Origin of the sequence: Pannonibacter phragmitetus DSM 14782, from assembly GCF_000382365.1 — a bacterium.
GTDB lineage: Bacteria > Pseudomonadota > Alphaproteobacteria > Rhizobiales > Stappiaceae > Pannonibacter > Pannonibacter phragmitetus.
The window spans coordinates 61,634-88,029 of sequence record NZ_KB908221.1 but is presented as its reverse complement, the minus strand read 5'-3'; the positions used below and the strand labels follow the sequence as shown (position 1 = coordinate 88,029).

General features: G+C 63.7%; 24 protein-coding genes. 13 read left to right on the top strand and 11 right to left on the bottom strand.

The window, feature by feature from the left end:
- Nucleotides 1–20: 20 nt before the first annotated feature.
- The 3 genes from H163_RS0112345 to H163_RS0112335 form a co-directional block, all read right to left on the bottom strand.
- Nucleotides 21–1,364: an 8-oxoguanine deaminase gene (locus H163_RS0112345; protein ID WP_019964897.1), complete on the bottom strand. Its 1,344-nt coding sequence runs from the start codon at nt 1,362–1,364 to the stop codon at nt 21–23.
- Between the two features lie 114 nt (nt 1,365–1,478).
- Nucleotides 1,479–2,501 carry a nucleotidyltransferase family protein gene (locus tag H163_RS0112340; RefSeq protein WP_019964896.1) on the bottom strand — a complete coding sequence of 341 codons (1,023 nt, stop codon included), beginning with the start codon at nt 2,499–2,501 and terminating at the stop codon, nt 1,479–1,481.
- 97 nt (nt 2,502–2,598) lie between these two features.
- Nucleotides 2,599–2,988 (bottom strand): RidA family protein, encoded by a 390-nt coding sequence (locus tag H163_RS0112335; RefSeq protein ID WP_019964895.1) that lies wholly within the window; start codon nt 2,986–2,988, stop codon nt 2,599–2,601.
- A 337-nt stretch (nt 2,989–3,325) separates the two neighbouring features.
- On the opposite strand from H163_RS0112335, the gene H163_RS0112325 reads away from it, so the two are divergent.
- The 11 genes from H163_RS0112325 to H163_RS0112275 all read left to right on the top strand — a co-directional run bounded on the left by H163_RS0112325 (nt 3,326) and on the right by H163_RS0112275 (nt 14,049).
- Complete coding sequence (locus tag H163_RS0112325) at nt 3,326–4,330, top strand: ABC transporter substrate-binding protein (RefSeq protein ID WP_019964894.1); 1,005 nt, start codon at nt 3,326–3,328, stop codon at nt 4,328–4,330.
- 123 nt (nt 4,331–4,453) lie between these two features.
- Nucleotides 4,454–5,290: an ABC transporter ATP-binding protein gene (locus H163_RS0112320; RefSeq protein ID WP_051105378.1), complete on the top strand. Its 837-nt coding sequence runs from the start codon at nt 4,454–4,456 to the stop codon at nt 5,288–5,290.
- Nucleotides 5,287–6,141 carry an ABC transporter permease gene (locus H163_RS0112315; RefSeq protein ID WP_019964892.1) on the top strand — a complete coding sequence of 285 codons (855 nt, stop codon included), beginning with the start codon at nt 5,287–5,289 and terminating at the stop codon, nt 6,139–6,141. The genes H163_RS0112320 and H163_RS0112315 overlap by 4 nt, the downstream gene beginning before the upstream one ends.
- 1 nt (nt 6,142) lies before the next feature.
- On the top strand, nt 6,143–7,495 hold the full coding sequence (locus tag H163_RS0112310; RefSeq protein WP_019964891.1) for a cytosine deaminase: 1,353 nt from the start codon (nt 6,143–6,145) through the stop codon (nt 7,493–7,495).
- Complete coding sequence (locus H163_RS0112305; RefSeq protein ID WP_019964890.1) at nt 7,492–8,898, top strand: FAD-binding oxidoreductase; 1,407 nt, start codon at nt 7,492–7,494, stop codon at nt 8,896–8,898. The genes H163_RS0112310 and H163_RS0112305 overlap by 4 nt, the downstream gene beginning before the upstream one ends.
- A gap of 84 nt (nt 8,899–8,982) precedes the next feature.
- Nucleotides 8,983–9,570, top strand: coding sequence for an NAD(P)H-dependent oxidoreductase (locus tag H163_RS0112300; protein WP_019964889.1), 588 nt, complete (start codon nt 8,983–8,985; stop codon nt 9,568–9,570).
- 112 nt (nt 9,571–9,682) lie between these two features.
- Nucleotides 9,683–10,207, top strand: coding sequence for a MarR family winged helix-turn-helix transcriptional regulator (locus H163_RS0112295; RefSeq protein WP_019964888.1), 525 nt, complete (start codon nt 9,683–9,685; stop codon nt 10,205–10,207).
- 181 nt (nt 10,208–10,388) lie between these two features.
- Complete coding sequence (locus H163_RS0112290; protein WP_019964887.1) at nt 10,389–11,297, top strand: DMT family transporter; 909 nt, start codon at nt 10,389–10,391, stop codon at nt 11,295–11,297.
- 101 nt (nt 11,298–11,398) lie between these two features.
- Entirely contained in the window at nt 11,399–11,917 is a 519-nt protein-coding gene (locus tag H163_RS0112285) for an OmpA family protein (RefSeq protein WP_019964886.1), read from the top strand.
- Between the two features lie 148 nt (nt 11,918–12,065).
- Complete coding sequence (locus tag H163_RS0112280; RefSeq protein ID WP_019964885.1) at nt 12,066–13,154, top strand: LacI family DNA-binding transcriptional regulator; 1,089 nt, start codon at nt 12,066–12,068, stop codon at nt 13,152–13,154.
- Between the two features lie 136 nt (nt 13,155–13,290).
- Nucleotides 13,291–14,049 carry a gamma-glutamyl-gamma-aminobutyrate hydrolase family protein gene (locus H163_RS0112275; protein ID WP_019964884.1) on the top strand — a complete coding sequence of 253 codons (759 nt, stop codon included), beginning with the start codon at nt 13,291–13,293 and terminating at the stop codon, nt 14,047–14,049.
- A 17-nt stretch (nt 14,050–14,066) separates the two neighbouring features.
- Here the strand turns inward: H163_RS0112275 and H163_RS0112270 are convergent, their stop codons facing one another.
- Complete coding sequence (locus H163_RS0112270) at nt 14,067–15,920, bottom strand: HoxN/HupN/NixA family nickel/cobalt transporter (protein ID WP_019964883.1); 1,854 nt, start codon at nt 15,918–15,920, stop codon at nt 14,067–14,069.
- Nucleotides 15,921–16,205: 285 nt separating this feature from the next.
- On the opposite strand from H163_RS0112270, the gene H163_RS0112265 reads away from it, so the two are divergent.
- On the top strand, nt 16,206–17,288 hold the full coding sequence (locus tag H163_RS0112265) for a Glu/Leu/Phe/Val dehydrogenase dimerization domain-containing protein (protein WP_026355775.1): 1,083 nt from the start codon (nt 16,206–16,208) through the stop codon (nt 17,286–17,288).
- Nucleotides 17,289–17,566: 278 nt separating this feature from the next.
- Here the strand turns inward: H163_RS0112265 and H163_RS0112260 are convergent, their stop codons facing one another.
- Genes H163_RS0112260 through H163_RS0112240 form a run of 5 tightly spaced genes read right to left on the bottom strand, consistent with a single transcriptional unit; the run spans nt 17,567 to nt 22,856 of the window.
- Nucleotides 17,567–18,475 carry a LysR family transcriptional regulator gene (locus H163_RS0112260; RefSeq protein ID WP_019964881.1) on the bottom strand — a complete coding sequence of 303 codons (909 nt, stop codon included), beginning with the start codon at nt 18,473–18,475 and terminating at the stop codon, nt 17,567–17,569.
- A gap of 27 nt (nt 18,476–18,502) precedes the next feature.
- Nucleotides 18,503–20,092 (bottom strand): gamma-glutamyltransferase family protein, encoded by a 1,590-nt coding sequence (locus H163_RS0112255; protein WP_026355774.1) that lies wholly within the window; start codon nt 20,090–20,092, stop codon nt 18,503–18,505.
- A gap of 20 nt (nt 20,093–20,112) precedes the next feature.
- Nucleotides 20,113–20,631, bottom strand: a complete 519-nt coding sequence (locus tag H163_RS22740) for a DUF2937 family protein (RefSeq protein WP_019964879.1) — start codon at nt 20,629–20,631, stop codon at nt 20,113–20,115.
- Between the two features lie 14 nt (nt 20,632–20,645).
- Complete coding sequence (locus H163_RS0112245) at nt 20,646–21,632, bottom strand: WD40 repeat domain-containing protein (RefSeq protein ID WP_019964878.1); 987 nt, start codon at nt 21,630–21,632, stop codon at nt 20,646–20,648.
- A 33-nt stretch (nt 21,633–21,665) separates the two neighbouring features.
- Entirely contained in the window at nt 21,666–22,856 is a 1,191-nt protein-coding gene (locus tag H163_RS0112240; protein WP_019964877.1) for a CobW family GTP-binding protein, read from the bottom strand.
- Nucleotides 22,857–23,098: 242 nt separating this feature from the next.
- Between H163_RS0112240 and H163_RS0112235 the strand changes: the two genes are divergently transcribed.
- Nucleotides 23,099–24,280 (top strand): pyridoxal phosphate-dependent aminotransferase, encoded by a 1,182-nt coding sequence (locus H163_RS0112235; protein ID WP_019964876.1) that lies wholly within the window; start codon nt 23,099–23,101, stop codon nt 24,278–24,280.
- A gap of 24 nt (nt 24,281–24,304) precedes the next feature.
- Here H163_RS0112235 and H163_RS0112230 read toward each other — a convergent pair whose 3' ends face one another.
- Complete coding sequence (locus tag H163_RS0112230) at nt 24,305–24,970, bottom strand: response regulator (RefSeq protein ID WP_019964875.1); 666 nt, start codon at nt 24,968–24,970, stop codon at nt 24,305–24,307.
- Nucleotides 24,971–25,001: 31 nt separating this feature from the next.
- Nucleotides 25,002–26,369: a cache domain-containing protein gene (locus H163_RS0112225; protein ID WP_019964874.1), complete on the bottom strand. Its 1,368-nt coding sequence runs from the start codon at nt 26,367–26,369 to the stop codon at nt 25,002–25,004.
- Nucleotides 26,370–26,396: the final 27 nt, after the last annotated feature.

Below are 26,396 nucleotides of genomic sequence, written 5' to 3'. Positions count from 1 at the left end.
AGCGCGGCTGCGCCTATGCCTTACAAGCTTTCCAGGAACCGCTTTGCCGCCTCGCCGTGCTCGTGGCGCAGGCGGGCGGTGTCGACGCCGTGCGGCTGGCCGTCCGTCACCTGCCATGTGCCGCCCACCATCACCCGGTCGGCGGCATGGGCGCCGCAGAGGATGAGAGCGGCCAGCGGATCGCCCGCGCCGGAAAAGCGCAGCTCATCCAGCGTGTAGAAGGCAAGATCTGCCATCAGCCCCACCTTGATGGCGCCGATGTCATCGCGGCCAAGGCAGCGGGCAGAGCCTTCCGTTGCCCAGCGGAACACGTCGTGATGGGTGACCGAGGCCGCATCATAGGTGAGGCGGTTGATCATCAGCGCGTGACGCAGGCCTTCCATCAGGTTGGAATTGTCGTTGGAGGCCGAGCCATCGACGCCAAGGCCAACGGGCGAACCGGCCGCTTCCAGCTCCTTCGTGCGGCACTGGCCGGAGGCAAGCACCATGTTGGAGGTGGGGCAGTGGCAGACACCGGCGCGGGCATGGCCGAGGCGCTTCACCTCGTCATCGGTGAAATGGATGCCATGGGCCAGCCACACCCGGTCCGTCAGCCAGCCGCAGTCTTCCAGATAATCGACCGGCCGGCAGCTGAATTTCGCGGTGCAATAGCTGTTCTCGTCGTGGGTCTCGCCCAGATGGGTGTGCAGGCGGCAGTCGAAACGCTCGGCCAGCGCCGCGCTTTCGCGCATTAGCTCACGGGTTACCGAGAAGGGTGAACAGGGCGAAAGCGCCACCTGCAGCATCGAGCCTTTCGAGCGGTCGTGGAACTTCGACAGCACCCGTTCGCAGTCGGCGAGGATCTCGTCCTGATCCTGCACCACGCTGTCGGGCGGCAGGCCGCCGTCCTTCTGGCTAAGGTTCATGGAGCCGCGGGTGAGCGTCATTCGGATGCCGAGGCGTGCGGCCTCTTCGGCCTGAATGTCCATCGCTGCCTCAAGGCCAGCGGGATAGACATAATGATGGTCGGAGGCCGTGGTGCAGCCGGACATCAGGAGCTCTGTCAGCGCCAGCCGGGTGCCAAGGCGGAAGGTTTCCGGCGTCACATTGCGCGCCCAGATGGGGTAGAGCGCCTGCAGCCAGGGAAACAGCTCCTTGTTGATCGCCTGCGGATGGGCGCGGGTCAGCGTCTGGTAGAAGTGGTGATGGGTGTTGATGAGGCCGGGAATGACCACGTGCCGTGAGGCATCAAAGGTGGCCTGAACCGGCAGCATGGGCTCGCGCCCCCGGCCCACCAGTTCCACGATAGTGCCGTCTTCCACGACGATGCCCCGTTCCGCCCCTTCGGCGAGAATGGCAATCGGGTCCTTGATCCACAAACGCATGTCCGGTCTGGTCCTTCTGAAGCTGGACCTGCGGGCTTGGATAGCAGGCACTTGCCTGCCCGAGTTCCGCACAGGATTTCACCGGGGACGCACCCTGCCTGCAGGCCTCTAGTGCTACAGGCAGTCATGAATGCGCGCGCGGGTTTCTGGCACAGCTTCAAGGCTTCTGTCGAGGCGTTCGCGCCATTTGGGGCCATTGCCCCGTGCGTCTTCCCAGGCCTCTGCCAGATCATCGGGCCTGTCTTCCGCCAGCGCCTCGATCAGAAACGCGGCCTGCAGCCGGTCCTTGCGTGCTTTCAGGCTTCCCGGCCCCTCGCGGCGGCGGTCGGCGACGATCAGCTTGTGAATGGCAAAGCGCTCCGGCCGGGGGAGTTGCACCAGGACGCCGGAGCGGTAAAGCACAGCGGCGGGGATGGGGGCTGCAATCAGATAGTTCAGGAAATGCAGCGACTGTGCGCTGACGCCAAGCGCCTCCAGCGGGCGCAGATCCTCCTCCGGGCGGAAGGAGGGGGTGAGAAACTCCACCAGCGTGTCGTTGCGGGTCTGCCGCCAGCGCCAGACCCGGCCCGGATCAAGGCTCGGCACCGGATCAAAGGCAAAGCCGGAAAGCACATCCTGCATGGAGGTGGAGACCTGCTCATCCTGTGACAGGGAGAGGGAAAGCCGCTCGAAGCTGGCGATGTCCATATCCTGCGTCATGGCCGTCTGGTCGAAACGGTAGCGGACGCCCAGCTCCCCTTCGTAAAGCCGGAAAGCATGGGTGCCGATAACCGTGCCGCCCAGCCGGAATACTCCGGCACCGGCCATGGCCGCCAGCAGGCTGCCCGTTGCGCCATCCGTGCCGAGAAAACCTTCAGCCCGAAGCAGGCGGATCAGCCGCGACCGCTCTTTCCGGCGGGCTTCCGTTTCTTCCTTGAGCGCTTTGTGGCGGGCAATGCGGGCCTGAAGTGCCTCGCTGTCCTCGCCGATGTAGTATTTACGCACATCCGTGCCGACCCGGTAGGTGTCGTACCAATAGGCCTTGCCATTGCGGGTGACACGCGTCGGCGTGCCCCTCAATCCCGCCACTGCCTCATCGAGCAGGGACCGCAGGAGATCGTGATAGGCTGCGTGACTGACCGGAGAATGCCTTTGCATGGGCTCATGTTCAACGAACGGAAGTTTTGTTGAGCATAGCATTTTCCGCCATGTTCAACAAAAATAATTTTTGTTGAACATGGTGCCCTCGTGCAGCTCAGTCCGCCTTTGCAGCGATCACTTCCACTTCCACCACAAACTCCTCCCGGGTGAAGCCGCCGACGATCATCAGGGTCGAGGCGGGGGGAGGCGTGGCGGTGAATTCGTCGCGGGTCTTCATGTAGCCTTGCATGTGCTCGCGCCCTGTCACGAAGGCGTTGATCCGCACGATGTCGGCAAGGCTCATGCCGGCGGCTGCGAGGATCTCGCGGATGTTTTGGAAGCAAAGCCGCGTCTGCGCCTCGACGCCGGGCGGGATCACGTCATCCGGACCGATGCCGAGCTGGCCGGAGGTGAAGACCAGCCTGTGGCCGGCGGGCACCTCGATGCCGTGGCTGTAGCGGGCAAAGGGCGGGCGGATGGTGGTTGGCGTAACCGGATTTGTCATGAGGTTTTTGGTAATCCTGCTGGAAAGGCGGAGCACTGGTGCAGGCCAGAGTGCCGCCGGGATTGCGGCTGCGCAAGACTTGCGCATGCTGATCCGAGTGGCAAATGCCTGAAGATTGTGCAAGCTTGCGCTGGTCTGGAGCCGATCCGGGGGGAGCGGAAGTGCCCATGCGGCAGGCAGATGACGGGAAACCGCCATTGGATCTGGAAGTTGCAGCCGGGTAGCTGCTGGCATGGGGCTTGCACAATCAGTTCAGCGTGATTGCCTGAACCGCTCCAAGGGCCTGAGGAGGCACAGCGGCAGAGCTTTAAAAAGCAATACGGAGGCGGAAGACAACATGCGCTTTTTGACTTCTCTTGGCGGGGCTGCGGCCCTTGGCCTTGTGCTGTCCAGTCAGGCTTTTGCTCTGGATGAAATCAAGTTCGCGACCAACTGGCTGGCCCAGGCGGAACATGGCGGCTTCTATCAGGCGGTCGCGGACGGCACCTACGAGAAATATGGCCTCAAGGTCGAGATCGTGCAGGGCGGCCCGCAGGCGGCCAGCCGGGCACTGATGCTGGCCGGAAAGGTCGAGTTCTACATGGCCGGCAACATGCTGCAGCCGCTCAATGCGCTGGCAGAGGATATTCCGGTCGTTGAAGTGGCCGCCATCTTCCAGAAGGATCCGCAGGTCCTGATCGCTCATCCCGATGCGGGGCTGGAGAAATTCGAGGACCTGGCCAAGCTCCCCACGATCTTCATGGGCACGGATGGCTTTGCCTCCTACTTCCAGTGGATGAAGTCGGCCTATCCGGGCTTCAAGGATGAGCAGTACAAGCCCTATGCCTTCAACCCCGGTCCGTTCCTGGCCGACAAGCAGTCGGCGCAGCAGGGCTATATCACGTCCGAACCTTTTGCCATCGAGACCGAGGGTGGCTTCAAGCCGAAGCTGTTCCTGCTGGCGGATTATGGCTTCGAGACCTATTCCACCCTCATCGAGGGCCGCAAGGATTACGTCGAGGCCAACAAGGACCTGACCCAGCGCTTCATTGATGCCACCATCGAGGGCTGGTACAACTATCTCTACGGCGACAATGCAGCCGCCAATGAGCTGATCAAGAAAGACAACCCGGAGATGACCGACGACCAGATCGCCTTCTCCATCGAAACCATGAAGTCCTTCGGCCTCGTGGAATCGGGCGAGGCGCTGGAAAAGGGCATCGGCTGCATGACGGACGCCAAGCAGCAGGCCTTCTATGAAAGCATGGTCAAGGCCGGTGTGGTGAAAGACGGGATCGACATCAAGTCGATCTACACCACGGAATTCGTCTGCAAGGGCGTGGGCATGAACCTGAAGAAGTGACAAGCTGTTCCGGCGGGCGGCATTCGCGTGCCGCCTGCTGCCAGCCGCCGCTCGTGTGATGCAGTCAATGCGTCCGTGAGCCGGTGTCCTGTTGTCCGTCTGTCAGGGAGCCTGTGTCAGGGCATGTCCGAATTGTCTCATTCTGCGGCTTTGGCCGCAGCCGCGCCCCATGCTGCCTCTTCCCGTCCGCTTGTCCGCCTCAACCGCATTTCCAAGGTCTTTTCCAGCGGCACGGTTGCGCTGAAGGACATGACGCTGGATGTGGGGCAGGGCGAGTTCATCAGCCTTCTGGGCCCCTCCGGCTGCGGCAAGTCCACGGCGCTGCGCATCATTGCCGGTCTTGGCGACACGTCTTCCGGCACGCTGGAATGGCCGACCTCGGATCATGACGCGCTCGGCAAGGCCCATCCGGAAATCAGCTTTGTCTTCCAGGAGCCGACGCTGATGCCCTGGGCAACGGTCTTTGCCAATGTCTGGCTGCCGCTACGGCTCAAGGGCATTTCGAAGGAGGCGGCACGCGAAAGGGTGAGCGAAGCGCTGGAAATGGTCGGGCTCGGCCAGTTCCACGAGGCTTACCCGCGTGAACTCTCCGGCGGCATGAAGATGCGCGTCTCCATCGCCCGCGCGCTGGTGACTCGGCCCAAGCTGCTGCTGATGGACGAGCCTTTCGCGGCGCTCGATGAAATCACCCGCTTCAAGCTCAACAACGACCTGCTGCGCCTGTGGGAGCGTTTCGGCTGGACGGTCATCTTCGTCACACACTCCGTCTATGAGAGTGTCTATCTGTCGAACCGCATCGTCGTCATGGCGGCCCGGCCGGGCCGGGTGGTGAGTGATCTGGCGGTGGATGCGCCCTATCCGAGGGACGAGGAGTTCCGCACGTCGTCCATCTACAACGACTACTGCCGCCAGACCTCCGCAGCGCTGCATGCGGCCATGGATGTGAGGGATCACCTATGACAGCGGCTGAGAAAAGCGAAACGGCTGTCGATGTGGCGCCTCTGCCGGTGTCCGGCAGGCCGGATCTGAAGGGGCGTCTGCTGCGCATCGCCATTCCGGTGCTGATGCTGGGGTTGCTGGTGCTGGCCTGGGCCTGGTATGTCAGCGCCTACAACGTGCCGCATTACATCCTGCCCAGCCCCGCCCGGGTGGCGCAGTCGCTCTACACTGACTGGGGCACCCTGTCCGGCGCGCTCTGGGTCACGGTGAAGATCACCCTCACCGCCCTGCTGCTGGCGCTACTGGGCGGTGTGGGGCTGGCCGTGCTGATGACGCAGTCACGCTGGATCGAGCTGGCGATCTACCCTTACGCGGTGATCCTGCAGGTGACGCCGATCGTCGCCATTGCGCCCCTCATTCTCATCTATGCGCCGACCACGCAGTCGGCGCTGCTCATCTGCGCCTTTATCGTTGCCTTTTTTCCAGTGCTGTCCAACACGACGCAAGGGCTGAAGTCGACGGATCATAACCTTCTGAACCTGTTCGAGCTTTATGGCGCCAGCCGCTGGCAGACGCTGCTTTATCTGAAGCTGCCCGCCGCGCTGCCCTATTTTCTGGCTGGCCTCCGCATCGCAGGCGGACTGGCGCTGATTGCTGCCGTGGTGGCCGAGTTTGCCGCAGGCTCCGCCGGGGCGCAGTCCGGCCTTGCCTACCGCCTGCTGGAAAGCCAGTTCCGGCTCAACATTCCGCGGCTTTTTGCAGCCCTGATCCTCCTGTCCCTGACGGGTGTGGTGATCTTCGCGGCGACCAGCCTTGTTTCGCATCTGTTGCTGCGGCGCTGGCACGAAAGCGCGATCCGCAGGGAGAATTGACATGACCTGGCTGCTGAAGGCCCCGGTGCGCGGCACCGCCCGTTTCCAGCGCGCAAGAGTGCCCGCTTCCCTCCTGCCGGACCATGTGGCAGGCGGCGATCCGGCCGCATTGGTGCAGGTCGATATCGAGGTGCGCGATGGCCGCATCGGGATGATCCGGCCTTCCGGCGGCCTTCCGGCGGCGCCCTGCGGCGACTGCCATGATCTCGATGACGGCATGGTTCTGCCGGGCCTCATCGACATGCACACCCACCTCGACAAGGGCCACATCACCCCGCGCCGTCCCAACCCGGATGGCACCTTCATGGGGGCGCTGATGGCGGTGGGAGAGGACCGCATGGCCAACTGGACGGCGGCGGATGTGCGGGCACGCATGGAGTTTTCGCTGCGCTGTGCCTATGCGCAGGGCACGGTGCTGATCCGCACCCATCTGGACAGCCTTCCGCCGCAGGAGACGATCTCCTGGCCCGTGTTCCAGGAAGTGCGCGAGGACTGGGCAGGCCGGATCGATCTTCAGGCCGCCAGCCTCTTCGGCATTGACCGGCTGGATGCGGATGATGGCTATCTGACCGCAATCGCAAACCGTGTGTCCCGTGCTGGCGGCGTGCTCGGGGCAGTCACCTACATGATCCCGCGCCTCGGCGAGCATCTGGACGCCATGTTCCGTGCCGCTGCCGAACGGGACCTGCCGCTCGATTTTCATGCGGATGAAACCGGCGACACGGGCGCCCGCACCCTGCGCCACATTGCCGAAGCGGCCCTCCGCAACGGCTTCAAGGGGCAGGTGGTTGTGGGGCATTGCTGCTCCCTCGCGCTGCAGGAGCCGGACGAGATTGACCGCACGCTGGATCTGGTGGCAGAGGCCGGGCTCGGCATCGTGTCCCTGCCCATGTGCAATATGTATCTGCAGGACCGGCAGGCCGGGCGCACGCCGCGCTGGCGCGGTGTCACGCTGCTGCATGAGATGAAGGCGCGCGGCATTGCCGTGGCGGTTGCCTCCGACAACACCCGCGATCCCTTCTATGCCTATGGCGACATGAACCTGATCGAGGTCTACACCCAGGCAACGCGCATCCTGCAGCTGGATCATCCTTTCGGCGACTGGATCAACACGGTGACCCGGACGCCTGCGCAACTGCTGGGCCGGTCTGATCTGGGCTGGCTGAGGGAAGGCGCGCCTGCCGACATGGTGCTGCTGCGCGCCCGCAACTGGGGTGAGCTTCTGTCCCGCCCGCATGGGCTGAAGGCGGTACTGCGCCACGGGCGGACCATCGACATGACCTTGCCGGATTACCGCGAACTCGACCCATTGATGACCAATGCCGTGACACTTGAACGGGGAGCTGCTGAATGAGTGCGCTCGAGAAGCTGAAGTCGGACCTTGCCGGGATTGCCATGGAGGACAATCCGCAGATCGTGAAACAGAAGAGCCGGGATTTCTTCTGGTACTCGCCGGTGCTGAAGCAGCAGCTGGATCACGTGACCGGCGATCTGGTGGTGACGCCGAAGTCCGAGGCGGAGGTGATCGAGGTTCTGAAGGCCTGTTACGCCCATGAGGTGCCGGTGACGGTGCGCGGAGCAGGGACCGGCAACTACGGTCAGGCCATGCCGCTGTCCGGTGGCGTCATTCTCAATCTGGCCGAAATGAACAAGGTGAAGTCCATCCGCCCCGGCGTTGTGGTGGTGGAGCCGGGCGCCATCATTTCGAAGATCGATGACGAGACCCGCGCCCATTCCGGACAGGAGCTGCGGCTGCACCCCTCCACCTACCGCACGGCCACGATCGGCGGCTTCATTGCCGGTGGCTCCGGCGGCGTCGGCTCCATCAACTGGGGCGGGCTGCGCGACCTTGGCAATGTGCTGCGCCTGCGCGTCATCACCATGGAAGCCGAGCCGCAGGTGCTGGAAATGACCGGCCATGACCTGCACAAGGTCATGCATGCCTATGGCACCAACGGCGTCATCACCGAGGTGGAGATGCCGCTGACGGCCGCCTATGACTGGGTGGATGTGGTCGTCGGCTTCGATGCCTTCATGGACGGCGTGCGCTTTGCCGATGCGCTGGGCAATCAGGATGGATTGCTGGTGAAGGAAATCGCCCCCATCGCCGCGCCCGTGCCGCATGACTATTTCCTGCGGCATCAGAAATATATCCGGCGCGACCAGTCGGTGGTGGTGGTCATGGTGGCCTCCTTCGCCATGGACGCCTTTGCCGCCTTCACCGCAGCAGACCGGCGCGCCTCGATCCTCTACCGCTCGGATCTGGCCGATGAGGCAACGCGCAAGGCCCTGCCGCCGGCCTATGAACTTGCCTGGAACCACACGACGCTGCGCGGGCTGCGGGTTGACCCGTCGATCACCTATCTGCAGGTGCTTTATCCTTTCCCCGATCACGTGGAGAAGGTGCGCCGCATGTGCGACCTCTTCGGTGACGAGGTGCCGGGGCATCTGGAATTCGTGCGGTTTGACGGCAGGATCACCTGCTTCGGCCTGCCCATCGTCCGCTACACCTCCGAAGAGCGGCTGAACGAAATCATCCGCCTGCATGAGGAAGGCGGCTGCCCGATCTTCAACCCGCACCGCTACACGCTGGAAGAAGGGGGCATGAAGCAGACCGACGAGGTGCAGCTGGCCTTCAAGCGGCAGGCGGACCCCAAGGGCCTGCTCAATCCGGGCAAGATGATCGCCTGGGAAGACCCGTCCTATGATTTCCGCAGTGGCAAGGTGTTCCTCTTTCCGGGGCTTGCGCGCGCCTGAGATGCGGGTTGCGGCCTCTTTCCATTTGACCAGTCATTTGATCCGGCCAGCCGCTGCGCTGGCCGGGATGCCGGAGGCATCAAGGTGAAGGCACTCGTCGTTTATTCGCATCCCGTCCCGGAAAGCTTCAACGCCTCCATGCGTGATCACGTTGTCTCGGTGCTTCAGCAGGCCGGGCATGAGGTGCGGCTGATCGATCTCTATGCCGAAGGCTTTCAGCCGGCGATGAGCGCGGACGAGCGGCGCGGCTATCACGATGTGGACAGCAACGTGCTGCCCGTGAAGGCGCATGTGGAAGCAATCCTCTGGTGCGACATGATGGTGTTTGTCTATCCGACCTGGTGGTTCGGGCTTCCGGCCATGCTGAAGGGCTGGTTTGACCGGGTCTGGGTGCCGCATGTCACCTTCGAGATGCCCTCCGAACACACGGGCATGCGGCCGAAAATGCAGCACATCCGCAAGATCGCCATCGTCACCACCTGCGGGGCAAGCTGGTTTGTTTCCAAGCTGATGGGCGAACCGGGGCGCAAGACCATCATGCGGGGACTGCGCGCTCTTTGCGCGCCGCGCTGCAAGACGCTTTACCTTGCCCATTACAGGATGGACAGTTCCACGCAGGAAAGCCGGGGCCGCTACGTGAAAAAAGTTGCAAGAAGGCTCGCAAAGTTCTGAGCCGGGGCACAGAGTGTCATTTGACGGTTAAACAACGCGGCTAGGGTGCCGGCGAAACGGCATCCTCGTCCGGGGTGCCGTGCTGGCCATTTCCACTGCGGAGCGAGCGATCATGGCATTCAGTTACAAGAAGAGCGTCACCTTCCGCCTGCTGCAGGCGGCCAAGGCCCAGCGGGCACGCGCCGGGACCCATCTGATGCGTGCGGGCCTGCATCCGGGGCAGGAACTGGTGCTGAAAGTGCTGGCCGACAGTGACGGCCGCACCATGAGCCAGCTGGCGCTGGCGCTGGGCGTGCAGCCGCCCACCGTGACCAAGATGGTCACCCGCCTGTCCGCGCAGGGGCTCGTCCGCCGCCAGATCTCCGACACAGACGGCCGTCTTGCCCGCGTGTTCCTCACCGATGAGGGGCGTGACCGGATCGAAGCCGTCGACAAGGCCTGGAAGCGGCTCGAAAAGGAAGCCATCGCCGGTCTTGACGACAAGGACCGCAAGCGCCTGAAGAAGCTGCTGCGCCAGATCGAGAAGAACCTCTCCCTGTCTCTCGATGACGATGAAGGCGACGAGGAGCTGCTGGAGCCGGATGAGGACGATGCGCCGAAGGCAGCCGTGATCGCTCTGGCAAAGGCGGAAAGCTGAGACCCTTCCCAGTTTGAGCTGCCGTTCACAGAAGAACTGCGGCTCCCTGCAAGGCAGCCATACCAAAAGGGCAGGGCGAACCGTACCGTTCGGTCTGTTTGTGGGCTTCCGTTCGCCGGGTACTCACTCTAAGGTGTAGTGCGGCGCCGGTTCGGGCGCGGGCGTTTCTGGAAGAATACCCATGACCAGCACTCCGGATGGATCCGGTTCAGAGCAGCGGGAGGAATCCCGCTCCCAGCTCATCGGCATCGGCATGCTTCTGCTTGCCTGTTTCCTTTTTGCCGGCCTTGATGCCACGGCGAAATATCTGGTCCGTGATCTCCCGGCGTTTCAGGTCGTCTGGGTGCGTTTCGTCACGCATATGGTGCTGGCCTTCTTCCTGTTCCGCATCTGGGCGCATCCGGAATATTTCCGCACCGACCGGCCTGTGCTGATGATTTTGCGCGGCTTCTGCCTGCTCGGAAACACCTCGTTCAACTTCCTCGCCATGCGGCATCTGCAGCTGGCGGAAACCATGTCGATCATGTTTGCCGGCACCATTCTGGTGACGGCGCTGGCCGTGCCGATGCTGGGCGAAAAGGTTGGCCCCCGGCGCTGGGCGGCGGTCTTTGTCGGCTTCATCGGCGTTCTGGTCATCGTGCAGCCCGGCTCGGGCCCGCTCAACTGGGCGGTGATCTATTCGCTGCTGTCGATGGTCTGCTACGCGCTCTACACGCTGCTGACGCGCATGCTTTCGACCACCGATTCGACCCTCAGCATGCTGATCATTCCCGCCGCTGTGGCGTCTCTGGCGATGGCGCCGGGCGGCATCTCCGTGTGGCAGGCGCCGCCCAGCCTGTTCCACTGGGGGCTGCTGCTGTCCACCGGTGTTCTGGGCGGACTGGGTCACTGGATCCTGATCAGCGCCTACCGCCGTGCGCCTGCCTCGGTGCTGGCGCCTTTCACCTATGTGCAGATCATCTGGATGATCAGCCTCGGCTACCTTGTCTTTGCCGACCTGCCGGGCAGCTCCACCCTGATCGGCGCGTCCATCGTCGTCAGCTCCGGGCTCTACATTCTCTACCGCGAGCAGATCGTCAAAAAACGGTAGGCTTCCGCCTGCCGGATCTCCCCAGTCTTTTCCATTGACGCCTCGCGGCAGGGATGCTCTGAAATTCCTGCAAGGGGTTGGCGAAGACCGGGGGCTTTCGCATGCGGGTATGGGGCATTTTCCTTGGGCTTTTTGCCCTTTCTCTGGCGGGTTGCGCGGGGCTTGGCCTGACGGGTGGCGAGGCGCCTGAAACACCGGCGCAGGCCGCCGGGTTTGAGCCGGGCAGCGAGGAAGAGTTCATGCTGAATGCGGGGCGCCGCATTCATTTTGCCGAGGGCTTGGCGGCAATTTCCCCCGAGGCCGAAGCGATCCTGATCCGGCAGGCCGTCTGGCTCAATACCTATCCGCAATGGCTTGCCAAGGTTCAGGGCCATGCCGATGACCCCGGTGGAGAGGCAGCCAACAAGCGCCTTTCCGAACAGCGGGCAAAGGCTGTCCTGGACAAGCTGGTGTCACTGGGCGTCGAACCGCAGCGGCTGTGGTTCAAGGGCTATGGCATCGAGCGGCCGGAAACGGACTGTGATCCGCAGGACTGTGCCCGGTTGAGCCGTCAGGTCACGGTCAACCTGCGCAACGAGTTTGACGACAGTGCGCCGCAGTTCAAACGGTTTGGCCGCTAAGTGCGCCGCATGGCTTGCACTTGCCGCTGATGCCCCCCATGCTGGATAGAACTTGCGATTCAGGGCCTTGCCGGTCTATCAGCCTTTTGCTGGCTGGTTCTCCGCAAGTGGGCCGGAACTGCTTTGGCGCATGTGAGGGACGGCGCGTATGGGTGTAGACACGCCCCGTGACGAAATGGGTGGCGACGGTGACGACACGCCGCGCGGCAAACGGCTGACACTCAGCGACATTGCCGACAGGCTTGGTGTGTCCACGGCCACGGTGTCGCTTGCCCTGCGCGATTCGCCGCTGGTGGCCTCGGCCACGCGCGACAAGATCAAGGAAATGGCCCGCCAGGTCGGGTATATCTACAACCGTTCCGCAGCTTCCCTGCGCACCGCCAAGACGCAGATCGTCGGCGTTGCGGTGCATGACATCATCAATCCCTATTTCGCCGAAATCTTCCGCTCGCTGGAAGACGTGCTGGAAGCACAGGGGCAGATGGTCTTCATCTGCAATCACCGGGATAATGTGGAGCGCCAGCGCGCCTTTGTGGACGCGCTGATGCAGCACCGCGCCGATGGGCTGATCCTGTGTTCCTCCGTCGGCACCACGGCGGACGAGATCAACCGGCTGACCGATCAGGGCATCCCCGTCACGCTCATGTGCCGTGATGTGGAAGGCGCCAGGGCACCGGCCGTGCGCGGCGATGATGAGCTGGGCGGGGAAATGATCACCCGGCATCTGATCGCGCAGGGGCACCGCCATATCGCCATGGCGGGCGGGCGGCGCGGCAGCTCCACCGGGCGCGACCGCAATGCGGGCTGGCGCAAGGCGCTGGCGGAAGCGGGCATCGACCCGGACACGCAGATCGATATTCCCGAACTGATGACCCAGGCCGATGGCCGTGAGGCTGCCCCGCGCATTCTCTCCACCGGCGCGCGGCCAACTGCCGTCATGTGCTTCAATGATCTGGTGGCGCTCGGCATGATGCCCGCCCTGCGGCGTGCCGGTGTGGAGCCGGGGCCGGATATCGCCGTCACCGGCTATGATGATGTGGATGGTGCAGCCTCGCGCACGCCCTCGCTCACCACCATCGCCAGCCATCCGGATGAAATCGGCCGCCGGGCCGCCGATCTCATCCTGCGCCAGATCGGCGGCGAGCGCGTGCCCAACACGCTGCATCTGATCCCGCCGGACCTGAAGATCCGCGACAGTTCTCCGCCTCCCGGCGTCCGCCTCGGCAGCAAGCTCTAGGGGCTGTGCCTCCCACAAGTTCCGGTGGAGGCTGAGCTTTGCCTTATGCCCGTCTGCACCCTCTTGGCGCGGGCTTGCACTTCGTGCAAAGCTTGGCGCCCAACCTGTTCTGTGGCCAAAGGGTCCAACGCCTCGAATGTCCAAGCCGATTGTTCTTGTCACCGCCGATGTGAAGCCCGTTGACGGCTACCGCTGGCATGCCGCGCCCTCCACCTATCTGGAAGCCGTGCTGAATGGCGCTGGCGCCATTCCCCTGATCTTGCCCTCTCTCGGCAGCGCCCTCGACATTGACGCGGTGCTGGACCGGGTGGACGGGGTGCTGGCCACCGGTTCGCGTTCCAACGTCAATCCGGACCTTTATGGCGGCGAGGCGACGGAAGAAAACGGGCCTTATGACCCGGACCGTGACGCGACCTCCCTGCCGCTGCTGCGCCGGGCGCTGGAAAAGGGCCTGCCGGTCTTTGCCATCTGCCGGGGCATGCAGGAGCTGAATGTCGCCCTCGGCGGCACGCTGCTGACGGAGATTCAGGAAATCGACGGGCGCAACGACCACCGCGCGCCCGTGTCCGAAAAGCAGGAGGAGCGCTTCGCTCTCGCCCATACGGTTGACGCGCGCACGGGCGGACCGCTTGAGGCAGCCATTGGCGCGGCACAGTTCAAGGTCAACTCCCTGCACCGGCAGGGCCTCGGCGCTCTGGGGCAGGCGCTGGTGGTGGAAGCCACCGCCGAGGATGGAACCATTGAGGCGGTCTCGGTGGAGGGCGCACGCAACTTCGCCATCGGCACCCAGTGGCACCCGGAATACTGGGTCAGCTGCGACGCGCCTTCGCAGAAGCTGTTCGCCGCCTTTGGCGAAGCCGTGGAAGCCTACCGCCGCAAGCGCGGCGATAGCTGAGGCTTACATCAGCCTGATCAGGCCGGGACGGAGCCCCAGCCGATCATGGCAATCAGCAGGGTGAGGCCCAAAAGGAACACGGCTGCAGCGGCGGCAATCTCGATGCCCCGGTGCACCCGGTAGGCCCACACCCCATCGGATCCGGCAAGGCGTGCAGCCAGCCCTTTCGCCCCGACGGCCAGCGTGGCCAGCACGGACACGGTGATGCCCGTGCCCACGGCCATGGTCAGTGTCGAGGCAATGCCAGCCAGAATCATGCCCTGCGACAGGGCGAAGACCAGCACGATCAACGCGCCCGAACAGGGCCTGAGGCCAATGGCCAGAATGATCGACAGGGCCCGGCCCGGCGTCAGGCGCCCGGCGACCATGTCTGCGGTGGGCGCATGCACGTGGCCGCAGGTGGCGCAGGCGCCATCATCCCCCGGCAGATGCACATGGTCATGCCCGGCGGCAGCCCCCGTCAGCAGGGGGCGGAAAGCCTTGACCCAGAGCAGCCAGGCGCCCATCGCCGTTACCATCACATAGGAGGCGATCTCCAGCCAGCGGGCAGTCTGCTGCATGGCGATGGAGGTGAGGTTGAAGACCACGGCAACGCCGCAGACGATCAGAATCGCGGTCAGAGCCTGCGCAAAGGCCGAGGCGAAGGAGAGTAGGATGCCCTTCTTCAGCGTGTCTTCGCTGGCCAGCACATAGGACGAAATCACCGCCTTGCCATGGCCCGGGCCTGCCGCATGGAAAACGCCATAGGCGAAGGAGAGGAACGCCAGCAGCCAGCCCGCATCCGGGCTGTTGCGGAAGCTGCGCAGCGCGGAAATGAGCTTCTGGTAGAACTCGGTCTGGTAACGGGCAATTTCGGCAAAGAAGCTGCCGACCAGCGCATTGCTCTTCAGCGCCGCAGACGGAACGCCTTCCATGGGCGCTGGCGGCATCTGGGACGCAGCTTCCGTCTGACGGTTTGCGGCAGGTGCCTCTGCATTGCTGTCCGCACTTGCCGTCTGGCTCTGGTCCTGATTTTGGCCATTGAGCGGCGTCACCGGCGGGAACGGCGGCCTGGAGGCAACCGCAGCAGCTTCTGCCGGTCCGCAATTGACGATCATCTGATTGACGAGGCCCGCAGCAACGTCCGCCAGTTCCGGCGGCAGTTCGCGCTGGTCTGCGCCAATCTGTGCAAGAGCGGCTGCCGTGGACGCGTCCAGCGGGGGCGGTTCCTTGCGGGTAACTGTGCAGGAGGCCGGAGCATTGATCAGCCCCGTGGCTTCCGGGTCCCGGGCAAAGCGGAAATCGACATAGTAGGTCGGGTCATAGACATCGAGCGTGACCGTATTGGCAAGGTCCGTGGGCTCTTTCAACGGCAGCAGGAAGTGCAGTTCCAGCAGCTTCACCGTGGTCATCATCGGCTTGCCGGTGCGCTCGGCATCTTCCTTGATGGCGGCGATATCTTCCTGCTTCATCGCCCAATATTCGGCGAGGGGAACCTCAACCACTTCCAGCCAGTAGACTTCCGGCATGGTGAAATCCAGTTCCACCTTCGTGTTGTCCCCGAAGGTGAAGAAGCCGAATTCCTCCATGCTTTCCACATTGACCTTGGCCAGCTCCGCCAGTTCCTCCCGGCTGAAGATGCCGTCACGGTTGGTGTCGAAGCCCTGGATCGCGAAGGCCGTATAGGCATCATCAAAGCGGAAGATCTGATCCACCGCCGTGGCCAGGCCATCGTCATTCACCACCAGTTTGGTCCGCGCTTCCACGAACACATGCGGATGCGCGGATGCAGTTCCGCCAGCAAGCAGCCACATGGAGATCAGCATGACCGCATGGCACAGCAGCACAAAGGCCCGGTGCAGAAAGACGGTGGGGCTCACAGCGGGAGACATTCGTGGTGATTCCATTCTCATTCAGGCGCGATTCCGGCACGGCTCATTGCCCTGAGAAGGGGGCAGGAAGGTGACGTTCCGCAAGCGTCTTTTGCGCCGCAGAAGGGGAAATGGCGGTTTTCATCCTCTCTGAGTTCATTCTTGAGAGAAAATTCCCGATCAGATTTATTCGCCCGCAAGATCGGTCACAAATTTCCATGCAGATCAGACATTTTCTCCCTCGGAAGCTGTGCATCGAATGGCCTGATGCGCAGGCATTGCAATCTTGGCATGAGAGAGAAGACCATGAACGCCCCGTCCCGCAGCGCTCCCTTTTCCACGCAAGGGATGACCGCCTTCGACCATCCCGAGTTCGCCGGTCACGAGCAGGTGGTCTTTGCTCATGACCGGGAAACCGGCCTGCGCGCCATTCTCTGCGTTCACGACAGCCGCCTCGGTCCCGCCCTTGGCGGCTGCCGCATCTGGCCCTATGCCACCACGGAAGATGCCCTGCGTGATGCCCTGCGCCTGTCGCGCGGCATGACCTGCAAGAATGCCCTCGCCGGGCTTGATCTGGGCGGCGGCAAGGCGGTGATCATCGCCGATCCGCGCAAGGACAAGACGCCGGCCCTGATGCGCGCCTTCGGCCGCCATGTCGCCCGCATGAACGGCTCCTACATCACGGCAGAGGATGTCGGCGTTTCGGCGCAGGACATGGAGGACGTTGCCCGCGAGACGGCACATGTGCGCGGCACCCGTGCCACCGGGCTTGGCGATCCGTCTCCCTACACGGCGCTCGGCGTTTTCGCCGGCATCCGCGCCGCGCTCGCCCATGTCAACGGCACGGACAGCCTGAGCGGCTGCACCGTTTCGGTTCAGGGCCTCGGCCATGTGGGCTTCGATGTGGCGCGCCAGCTGAAGGCCGCCGGCGCCCGGCTGATCGTCTCCGACATTCACCAGCCGGCCGTGGACCGGGCCGTGGCGGAACTGGAGGCGGTGGCCGTTTCTCCGGCAGAGGCCCATGCGGTGGAGGCCGATGTCTATGCTCCTTGCGCCCTTGGCGCGGTGCTGAATGCGGTCAGCATTCCGCAGATCAAGGCCAAGATCGTCGCCGGTGCCGCCAACAACCAGCTCGCCACCCCGGCGGATGGTCAGGCGCTGAAGGACCGGGGCATTCTCTATGCGCCGGATTATGCGATCAACGCAGGCGGTGTCATTTCCATCGCGCTGGCAACGCCCGGCGGTGATGATGCTCTGGTGCGGGAAAAGACGCTCGCCATCGGCACCACTCTCACCCGCATCTTCCTGCGTGCGGAGGCCGAGGGCCTGACCCCGGAAACCGTCGCAGACCGTCTGGCAGAAGAGCGGCTGGCGGCTGCGGGAAAATGAGGGGGTGAACTCCCCGGCTGGTCACCCCCCCCCTTTCCCCCTTGGCGGGGCAGTGTTCTCATCGGACTGCCAGTCAGGCTCCAACTCCTCTCCCCCCTTGAGGGGGAGATGCCCCCGGCAGGGGGCAGAGGGGGGTAACTGACTGTCCTTTCATACGAAAGGTGATGCCGCGTTGAAGCGCTGCTACCCCCCTCTGTCTGCTGGCGCAGACATCTCCCCCTCAAGGGGGGAGAGGGGCGCTGCGGCTAAAGGAGAGTACCTTCCCAGCCATTCCCCCCTCAGCAGCTCTTGCCCGCCTTGCGCTTTTCAGAGAACCACTGGGTGAGGAAATCGACGAAGGAGCGCACCTTGCCGGAGAGATGGCGGCGGTGAGGATAGACCGCGTAGATCGCCGGGCCATCATGCTCGTAGTCTTCCAGCACGATCTGCAATCCGCCTGCCTTGATGTCGTTGTAGACGAACATCATCGGCGTGCGCAGAAAGCCCAGATGGCACATGGCGGCATCGCGGGCGGCAGAGGCGCTGTTGACCTCGATCCGGCCCTTCACCGGCACCGTCACCCGGTCACCCTTGTCCATGAAGATCCAGTTCGACTTGAACCGGTAATTCGTGTCCACGATGCAGGGCATGTTGGAGAGTTCTGAAGGGTGCTTCGGCGTGCCGTGGTCAGCCAGCACCTGCGGCGTTGCACAGACCACCGTGCGGAAGGGGGAAATCTTGCGGGCGATCAGGCTGGAATCCTCAAGATCCGTCACACGGATGGCGAGGTCGAAGCCTTCTTCCACCAGATCGACAAACCGGTCATCCAGCCGCAGGTCGATGGTGATGGCCGGTTCTGCCACCAGAAATTCCATGATCGCCTGATTGATGAAGCCGTCGCCCATGGAGCGCGGAGCTGACACACGCAGGCGTCCACGCGCCTCGTGGTGGGTGGACTGGACGGAGGCCTGCAGATCATCAATCCGCTGCAGGATATCGCTGGCTTCCTTGTAATAGGCCTCGCCCACCTCGGTCAGCGAGATCTGCCGCGTGGTGCGGTTCAGCAGCCGCACGCCCAGCTCGTCTTCCAGCTCGCCGATGTATTTGGACACCAGCGCCTTGGAGCGGCCCATCTCGCGGGCAGCGGCAGAAAAGCCGTTGCTGTCCACCACCTGAATGAAGCAGCGCATGCGCGTGATGGCATCCATATGTCGTCTCTCCTTCCGGTGCGCACCCTAGGCCGCAGCCGCCCCGCCGTCCGAGCGCGGATCATGCGCCCCCTCAAGGCCGCCGCGCAAGCCGCGCACGATCATGCCCGCATGGCCCATGGTATCGGAATAGGCCTCATTCATCACAACCACGTCATGTCCTGCCCGCTTCAGGGCTTCGGCCAGATCCGGGTCAAAGCGTGATTCGAGCCTGAGCGAGGTATTGGCATCGCCCCATGTGCGGCCAAGCAGCCAGCGCGGCGCATCGATGGCCTCGCCCACCGGCATGCCGTTCAGCACATGGCGCACGAAAATCGCCGCCTGCGTCTGCGGCTGGCCTTCGCCGCCCATGGTGCCATAGGTGACAAGCCGCCCATCGGAAAGGCGCGCCATCGCAGGGTTGAGCGTGTGGAACGGCAGCCGCCCGGGCTCCAGCGCGTTGAGCGCTTCCGGATGCAGCGAAAAACTCGCTCCGCGGTTCTGCCAGGTGATGCCGGTGCGCGGCAGCACGCAGCCGGACCCGAATTCCCAGTAGACGGACTGGATGAAGGAAACGGCACAGCCCCTGGCGTCGATCGCACCCATCCAGATGGTGTCACCCAGCGCGGATTTCACCGGCCAGTCCAGAGCACGGCTCGCGCTGATTTCAGCCGCTGTCCGGTCCAGCCAGGCGTCTTCCAGGAAAGGCGATACCGGCTCCGGCAGGCGGTCCGGGTCGGTCACCACCCGGTCACGCACAAGGAAAGCCCGCTTGGTCGCCTCCACCAGCCCATGCACCATGGCAGAGCTTTCCGGCCGGGCCGCAGGCAGGCGGTCCTGCAGACCGAGGATCAGCAGAGAGGCGAGACCTTGCGTGGGCGGAGGGGCATTGAAGAGGGTTCCGGCCTTGGTTGCCACCTTCAGCGGCTTGCGGATGCGCGCTTCATAGCGCTGCAGATCCGCTTTGGTGACAGGCGAGCCAATGCGCTCCAGATCGGCCGCGATTTCCGCGCCCACATCGCCCCGATAGAAGTCATCGAACCCGGCTGCGGCCAGCTGGTCCAGCGTGTCGGCCAGCCGCTCCTGCCGCATCAGGCTGCCTGCTTCCAGCGGTTTGCCATCCTTCAGGAAGACGCTGGCAAAGCCGGGCTGATCCTTGAGCTCCGCCAGCTTTTCTTCCGTCAGCTTTTTCTGGCTGGCGGAAACGGCACAGCCTTCCTTGGCGTGGCGGATGGCATTCATCAGAAGCTCGCGCCGGGGCATGCGCCCGCCAAGGCTTGCCGCTGCCTCGAAGGCCTTCTGCCAGCCGCCCACAGTGCCGGCAACCGTCAGCGCCGCCAGCGGCCCGCGCGTTGGCACGGTGCCATGCCCGGCGCGGTTATAGGCGGCAATCGTCGCACCCGATCCGGCCGGCCCGCAGGCGGAAATCACCTTCGGGTCCTGCCCCGGCTCAGCAATCAGCCAGAAGCCATCCCCGCCGATGGCGTTCATGTGCGGATAGACAACGGCGATGGTGGCTGCCGCTGCGATCATTGCCTCGATGGCCGAACCGCCTTCGCGCAGGATCTCGGCGCCCGCTTCCGCCGCCGCCATGTGAGGCGCAACGACCATGCCGCCGGACGAGGTAACGGTGTCCATGTTCTCTCCTGTCAGCTTGATCAGCGGGCGGCGGAACGGCGCGGCCCGAACACCTTCCAAAGGCCGCGCAGAAAGGCCCCTGAAATACGCAGGGCGCCAAGGCCCGCAAACAGCCCGAGAAGGCCCGTCAAAATACCCTCGGCCGTCACCGGCACCGCAGGCTCGAAGTCGTCATAGGTGCGTCTTGCCAGTTCCCGGTCGGCGCTGGTGAGGAACACCAGCAGGCGGCCAAATTCATCCGCCCCGGCATAGGCCTCGCGCTCGGCCCGCATGCTGGCCAGCCTGTCGCCGATCTCCTCAAGACTGCGCCCTTGCGCCGCCACCAGCTGGTCGCCGCTGGCCTTGAGCCTGGCAATCGCGCCTTCCACATCAAGGCCCGACCGCTGGGCATCCTCGGCCGCCTGCAGCATGACAGTCTGGAGAGCATCAATGGCGCCGCCGAGCCGCTGACGGTACTGCTGTGCAAACTCCGGCAGCTGCGAGGTGGCAATGCCGGCAAGCAAGCCGAACGCAAGTGCAACGGGTCTCGCCAGCATCATCACCTCTCTCCCGGTCATTCCAATGCGATGACGCCACCCTCGCCATCTTCCGTACCGAAAGCAAGCTGGACGCCCGCCCGGTCCCAGGCCATGGTGGAGACGGGCGACTTGGCGGCACGGCGCAGCAGCACTTCCGCATTGTCCTCGAAGCGGCACAGAAGGATCATGCCGTCCTGATAGCCGACCGCGACCACATCTTCTTTCGGGTGGCAGGCAACGGAGGTCACCAGCGCATCGCTGCGGGTGCCAAGCTGCAGGGGCGCCTGACCCATGGGGCCGGTCTTGCCGGAGAAGGGCCAGACAATTGCAGCATTGGCGCCGGAGGTGGCCAGATAGCGGCCCTTCGCGGACCAGCTCATCGACTTGATCTTGGACGGATAGCCGGTCATGCGCATGTCCTGCGCATCGGTGAGACGCCAGCCGTGCAGCGCCGCCTCCTGCATGGAGGTGACGAGATATTTGCCGTCCGGCGAGAAGCTGGCGGCCAGATGGGCGCCTTTCCATTCCAGCATCTGCGGCTGGCCCTGCGTGTTCACCCACCACAGGGTCGCCCCGTCATAGCGGGCAACGGCAAGGCGCAGGCCCTTGGGCGCAAAGGCAAGGCCACCCACCGCCCGCTCATGCGGGAATTCCTTTTCCGTGCCATCGGTCAGCCGCACCCAGGCGGTGCGGCCGCTGGCGAAGGCCGTTGCCCCCGAAGGGCCGCAGGCCACCAGATCGATCCACTTGCGCGGACGCTCGGAAAGCTGGCGCACCTCGCCCGAAGCACTGAGTTCCATCACCTTGCCGTCGTCACCACCGGTGACAAGCGCCGTGGCGTGGCCGGATGCCTCCACCCGCTCGTCGGCCGCCAGCAGACCGCCGGAGTGCAGGCGGATGGTCTTCTGCCCGCCTTCCACCAGCACCACCTCGCCGCTGCCAAGGGCAAAATAGGGAATATCCTTCAGGAACCCGGCCTTGACGGCAAAGCCGGAGAGTTCAGTCGCTGCAAGTGTCGGCACGGTCAGTCCTTCAATGGCTCTCGTGGCTGTCCGTCAGGCGGCGCAGGCGTCGAAGCTCTGCTTCAGCGCGTCGAAATCCAGCTCGCGGCCGATGAAGACGAGACGGCTCTCACGCGGCTCGCCGTCCTTCCAGTCGCGCTGGTGATCGCCCTCGACGATCATGTGCACGCCCTGAATGACATAGCGCTGCGGATCGTCCTTGAAGGCGAGAATACCCTTGAGACGCAAGATCTTCGCACCATCGCTCTGGGTGACCCGGTTGATCCAGGAGAAGAAGACAGGCGGATCCAGCTCGCCGGCGCGAAGCGAAATGCTGCGCACCGAATGCGGGTCATCGTGATCATGATGGTGGTGGTGATCATGATCGCAGTCCGGGCCGCAAACGTGATCATGCCCGTGGTCATGGTCATGGTCATGGTCATGCGCGTGATCGTGGTGATGATGGTGCCCATGATCATGGTGATGATCGTGGTGGTGATCATGACCGCAATCGGGGCCGCACTCGTGATCATGATGGTGGTCATGGTCATGGTCATGATGGTGATGATGACCGTGGCCCGTCTTGAGGAACTGCGGGTCCAGCGTCAGGATGCGGTCGAGATCGAAAGCGCCCCGGTCCAGCACCTTGCCAATGTCGATGCTGCAACGCTCGGTCTTGTGACGCACAGCATAGGGGTTGATCTTGTGAATGCGCGCCTCGACGGCGGCCAGCTCTTCAGGCGTCACCAGATCTGTCTTGTTGATCAGGACGACATCGGCAAAGGCAATCTGGTCTTCTGCCTCGGAGGTGTCGGCAAGGCGCTGCAGCACGTGGCGTGCATCAACCACGGTGACGACCGCATCCAGCCGCGAGGCGGCACGCACGTCGTCATCCATGAAGAAGGTCTGGGCCACGGGAGCCGGATCGGCCACGCCGGTCGTCTCGACGATGATGGCATCGAAGCTGCCACGGCGCTTCATCAGGTTCTGCACGGTGCGGATCAGGTCACCGCGCACGGTGCAGCAGATGCAGCCGTTGTTCATCTCGAAGATTTCTTCGTCCGACTCGACCAGCAGGTCGTTGTCGATGCCGATCTCGCCGAACTCATTGACGATCACCGCATATTTCTGGCCGTGATTCTCCGACAGAATGCGGTTGAGAAGCGTCGTCTTGCCTGCGCCAAGATACCCGGTGAGAACGGTAACGGGGATCTGCTTGGACGCGGTGCTGGCATCGGTGCTCATGGCGTGAAGTCCTGTTTCCTGAAGCGGATCGCGGCTGCCAGCGGCAACTGGCGCAGCAGCGGCGAACCATAAGAGGTGATGCGTTTGGCGGCAATATAGGTAGTCCAAAAGCAAAGATCACCTCTTCAATGTAACTGCCGAACACAAAGAGGCCCTTCCGCCCTTGCGCAGCGGCTGCCGCGTCGTGATTCTGCGCAGCAACAGGCGGGGAGGAACGGCACCGCTGAAGCAAGGGAGAGGACATGCTCAGGACCATCGACGCCTTTGACCGGATCGGAGAGGAAAACGCCTTCGCGGTGCTTGCCCGCGCCAATGCGCTGGCGCAGCAGGGGCGCAGCATCATCAATCTGGGCATCGGCCAGCCGGACTTCAGGACGCCGGAGCATATCGTGGAGGCTGCGATCAAGGCGCTGCGCGACGGCGAGCACGGTTACACCGGTGCCACCGGCATCCTGCCCCTGCGCGAGGCGGTGAGTGCGGACATTCACCGGCGGGTGGGTGTTTCCGTCAATCCGGACAATGTGGTCATCGTGCCGGGCGGCAAGGTCACCATGTTCATGGCCATCCTCATGTTCGGTGCGCCGGGCGTGGACATTCTCTATCCCGATCCGGGCTTTCCCATCTACCGCTCGATGATCGAGTTCACCGGCGCCCGGCCCGTACCTGTGCCCATCCGCGAGGAGAATGGCTTCGGCTTCTCGGCAGAGGAAACCCTCTCGCTGCTGACGCCGCAGACGCGGCTCGTCATCCTCAACTCGCCCGCCAACCCGACCGGCGGCATCACCGGACGTGCCGAGATCGAAAAGCTGGTGCAGGGCCTGACGGAGCGGCCCGATATCGCCATTCTCTCGGACGAGATCTACGGCCAGATGACCTATGACGGGCAGGAGCACGTGTCGCTGCTGGAGTTCGAGGCGATCCGCGACCGGGTGATCCTGCTCGACGGCTGGTCCAAGACCTATGCCATGACCGGCTGGCGGATGGGCTATGCGGTGTGGCCCGATACCCTGATCACCAAGGCGCGCAAGCTCGCCGTCAATTGCTGGTCCTGCGTCAATTCTCCGGCCCAGTTCGGCGGCCTTGCGGCCCTGACAGGCCCTCAGGATGCGGTAGCATCCATGGTTGCGGAGTTCGACGCCCGCCGCAAGCTGGTGGTCGAGGGGCTGAATGCGCTGCCCGGCATTTCCGCCCGCACGCCGCTGGGCGCCTTCTATGCCTTCCCCAACATCAAGGCGACCGGCTGGAAGGCCAAGCCGCTTGCCTCAGCGCTGCTGGAAAAGGCGGGCGTTGCCACCATCGGCGGCCCGGATTTCGGCATTCTGGGCGAAGGCTACATCCGCCTCTCCTACGCCAATTCCCGCGAAAACATCAGCCTTGCGCTGGAGCGGATCCGGGAGTTTCTGGAGAGCGAAAAGCCGGAGTGAATGGGCAGCTGATGCTGGGTGGCATCAGACCAGCCTTAACTCCTGCGCGATGCGGTAAAGGTGGGCAGCGTTGCCGCTGCCGACCTTGTCGCGGATGTTGAGCCGGTGCGATTCCACCGTGCGCACGCTGATGCCAAGATGCGCGGCGATTTCCTTGTTGGCTTGCCCCCGGGCGACCCCTTGCAGCACTTCGCGCTCGCGTTCCGTCAGGCCATAGGGGTTGGCCGGCGATGGCGATGGCTTGTTTTCCATCAGTGCCGGCCCGATGCGGGAGGAGAAGTAATAGCCGCCGTCCGCCACGGCGAGAATGGCGTTGATCATTTCCTTCGCGGAGATGTCCTTGAGCAGATAGCCCCTGGCTCCGGACTGCATGACGCCGCGCACATATTCCGGGTTGTCATAGATCGACAGCACGAGAACGCTGATCATCGGATGTTTGCGGCGGATCGCCTCCGTCGCCTCCAGCCCGTTGAGACCGGGCATGGAAATATCCATCAGGATGATGTCGGGCTTGAGCATTTCGGCCAGTTGCACCGCCATCCGCCCGTCCGTGGCCTCGCCCACAATCTCGAAGGGGGCGACGCCCTCCAGCCGGGCCCGGATGCCGGCGCGCACCAGCTCATGATCATCGGCCAGCAGCACGCGCACCTTGCGCGGCAGATCGTCCTTGCGGGCTTGCGGGCTGGTCATGCAGCGTCTCTCCTGCTCGGGCCACAGCGGCTCATGCGGCTGTCCGGTTTTCTTCGTCCGGCAGCATGGGCATGGTTACCCGGATCATGGTGCCCTGGGCACCCACCCGTGACATTACCATGGTGCCGCCATGTGTCTCTATGCGTTCGCGCATGTTGCGGATGCCCAGGCCACCAAGCTGGGGCAAGGGCAGGGGGATGCCGACGCCATCGTCCTCGATTGTCAGCGTCAGCGACCGTTCCCCCGTCACCAGGCGGATGCTGACCTGTGCTGCGGCCGAGTGCCGGGCCACATTGGTCAGCGCTTCCTGCACCACGCGGTACAGCGCCGTCTTCGCCGAATCGGGCAGGCGGTTGCGGCACCGGTCGGCCGAGATGCCGACAGTGATGCCGGACTGCGCCTCGAAATCCTTGGCAAGGCTGGTGAGGGCTGCCGACAGGCCCATGTCGTCCAGAATGCTTGGACGCAGATCCTTGGAGATGCGCCGCACCTCGCCAATTGCCTCGTCCAGAATGCGCAGGCAGCGCTCGGCCTGGGTCTGCATTTCGCCGCTGCCGGGGCTGCGGGAATGCAGCATCTCGATGCCATAGCGCACGGAGACGAGCAGCTGGGAGATGCTGTCATGCAGCTCGCTCGACACGCGCTTGCGCTCCTGCTCCTGCACATCGACGATCCGGTGGGTCAGTTCCTTCAGCTTGCCGTCCGCGAATTTCTGCTCCGAGAAGCTGACCGTGGCCACAGCGGTCAGGCTCAGGAGGATGGCGACCATGGTGATCAGGAAGATCACGAGCACCGTCTGCTGCACGTTGGCGGTGAAATCGGCCCGGACGATAGCCACTTCCCGGGCGATGTCATCGATGTAGAGGCCGGTGCCGACCATCCAGCCCCACTTGTCCAGCATCACGGCATAGCCAAGCTTTTCGGCATTCATGCCTGCACTCGGCTTGTCCCAGACATAGCGGTGAAAGCCGCCGCCGGCCTCGGCTGCGGCCATGAGATTGCGGATGACGTAATTGCCTTCCGGGTCCTGCAGATCCCACCATTTGCCGCCGACAAGATTGGCCAGTTTGGGATGTACGATGTTGGTGCCGTCGCGCAGATAGACGAAGAAATAGCCGTCTTCGCCGAAGGTGATGTCATTGAGGATGCGTTTTGCTTCCGTTTGTGCAGCCTCGCGCCCGCCGTGTTCCTCTTCGTAGAGCTTCTGGATTGAGGTCAGTGCCAGCGAGACGGCGTTCTGAACCTCCTGCCGCTTGCTGGACAGAATCCGCTCCTCCACGGCGCGGGTCTGGGCCTCAATCAGGCGTGAGGCCTGAAAGAAGGTGATGCCGCCAATCAGCCCCGAGACAGCTACAAGGGGCAGGATGGTGATGAGGAGCAGTTTTGTTTTGAACGTCACCAGTGGCCCCCTGCATTCCGGAAGTGA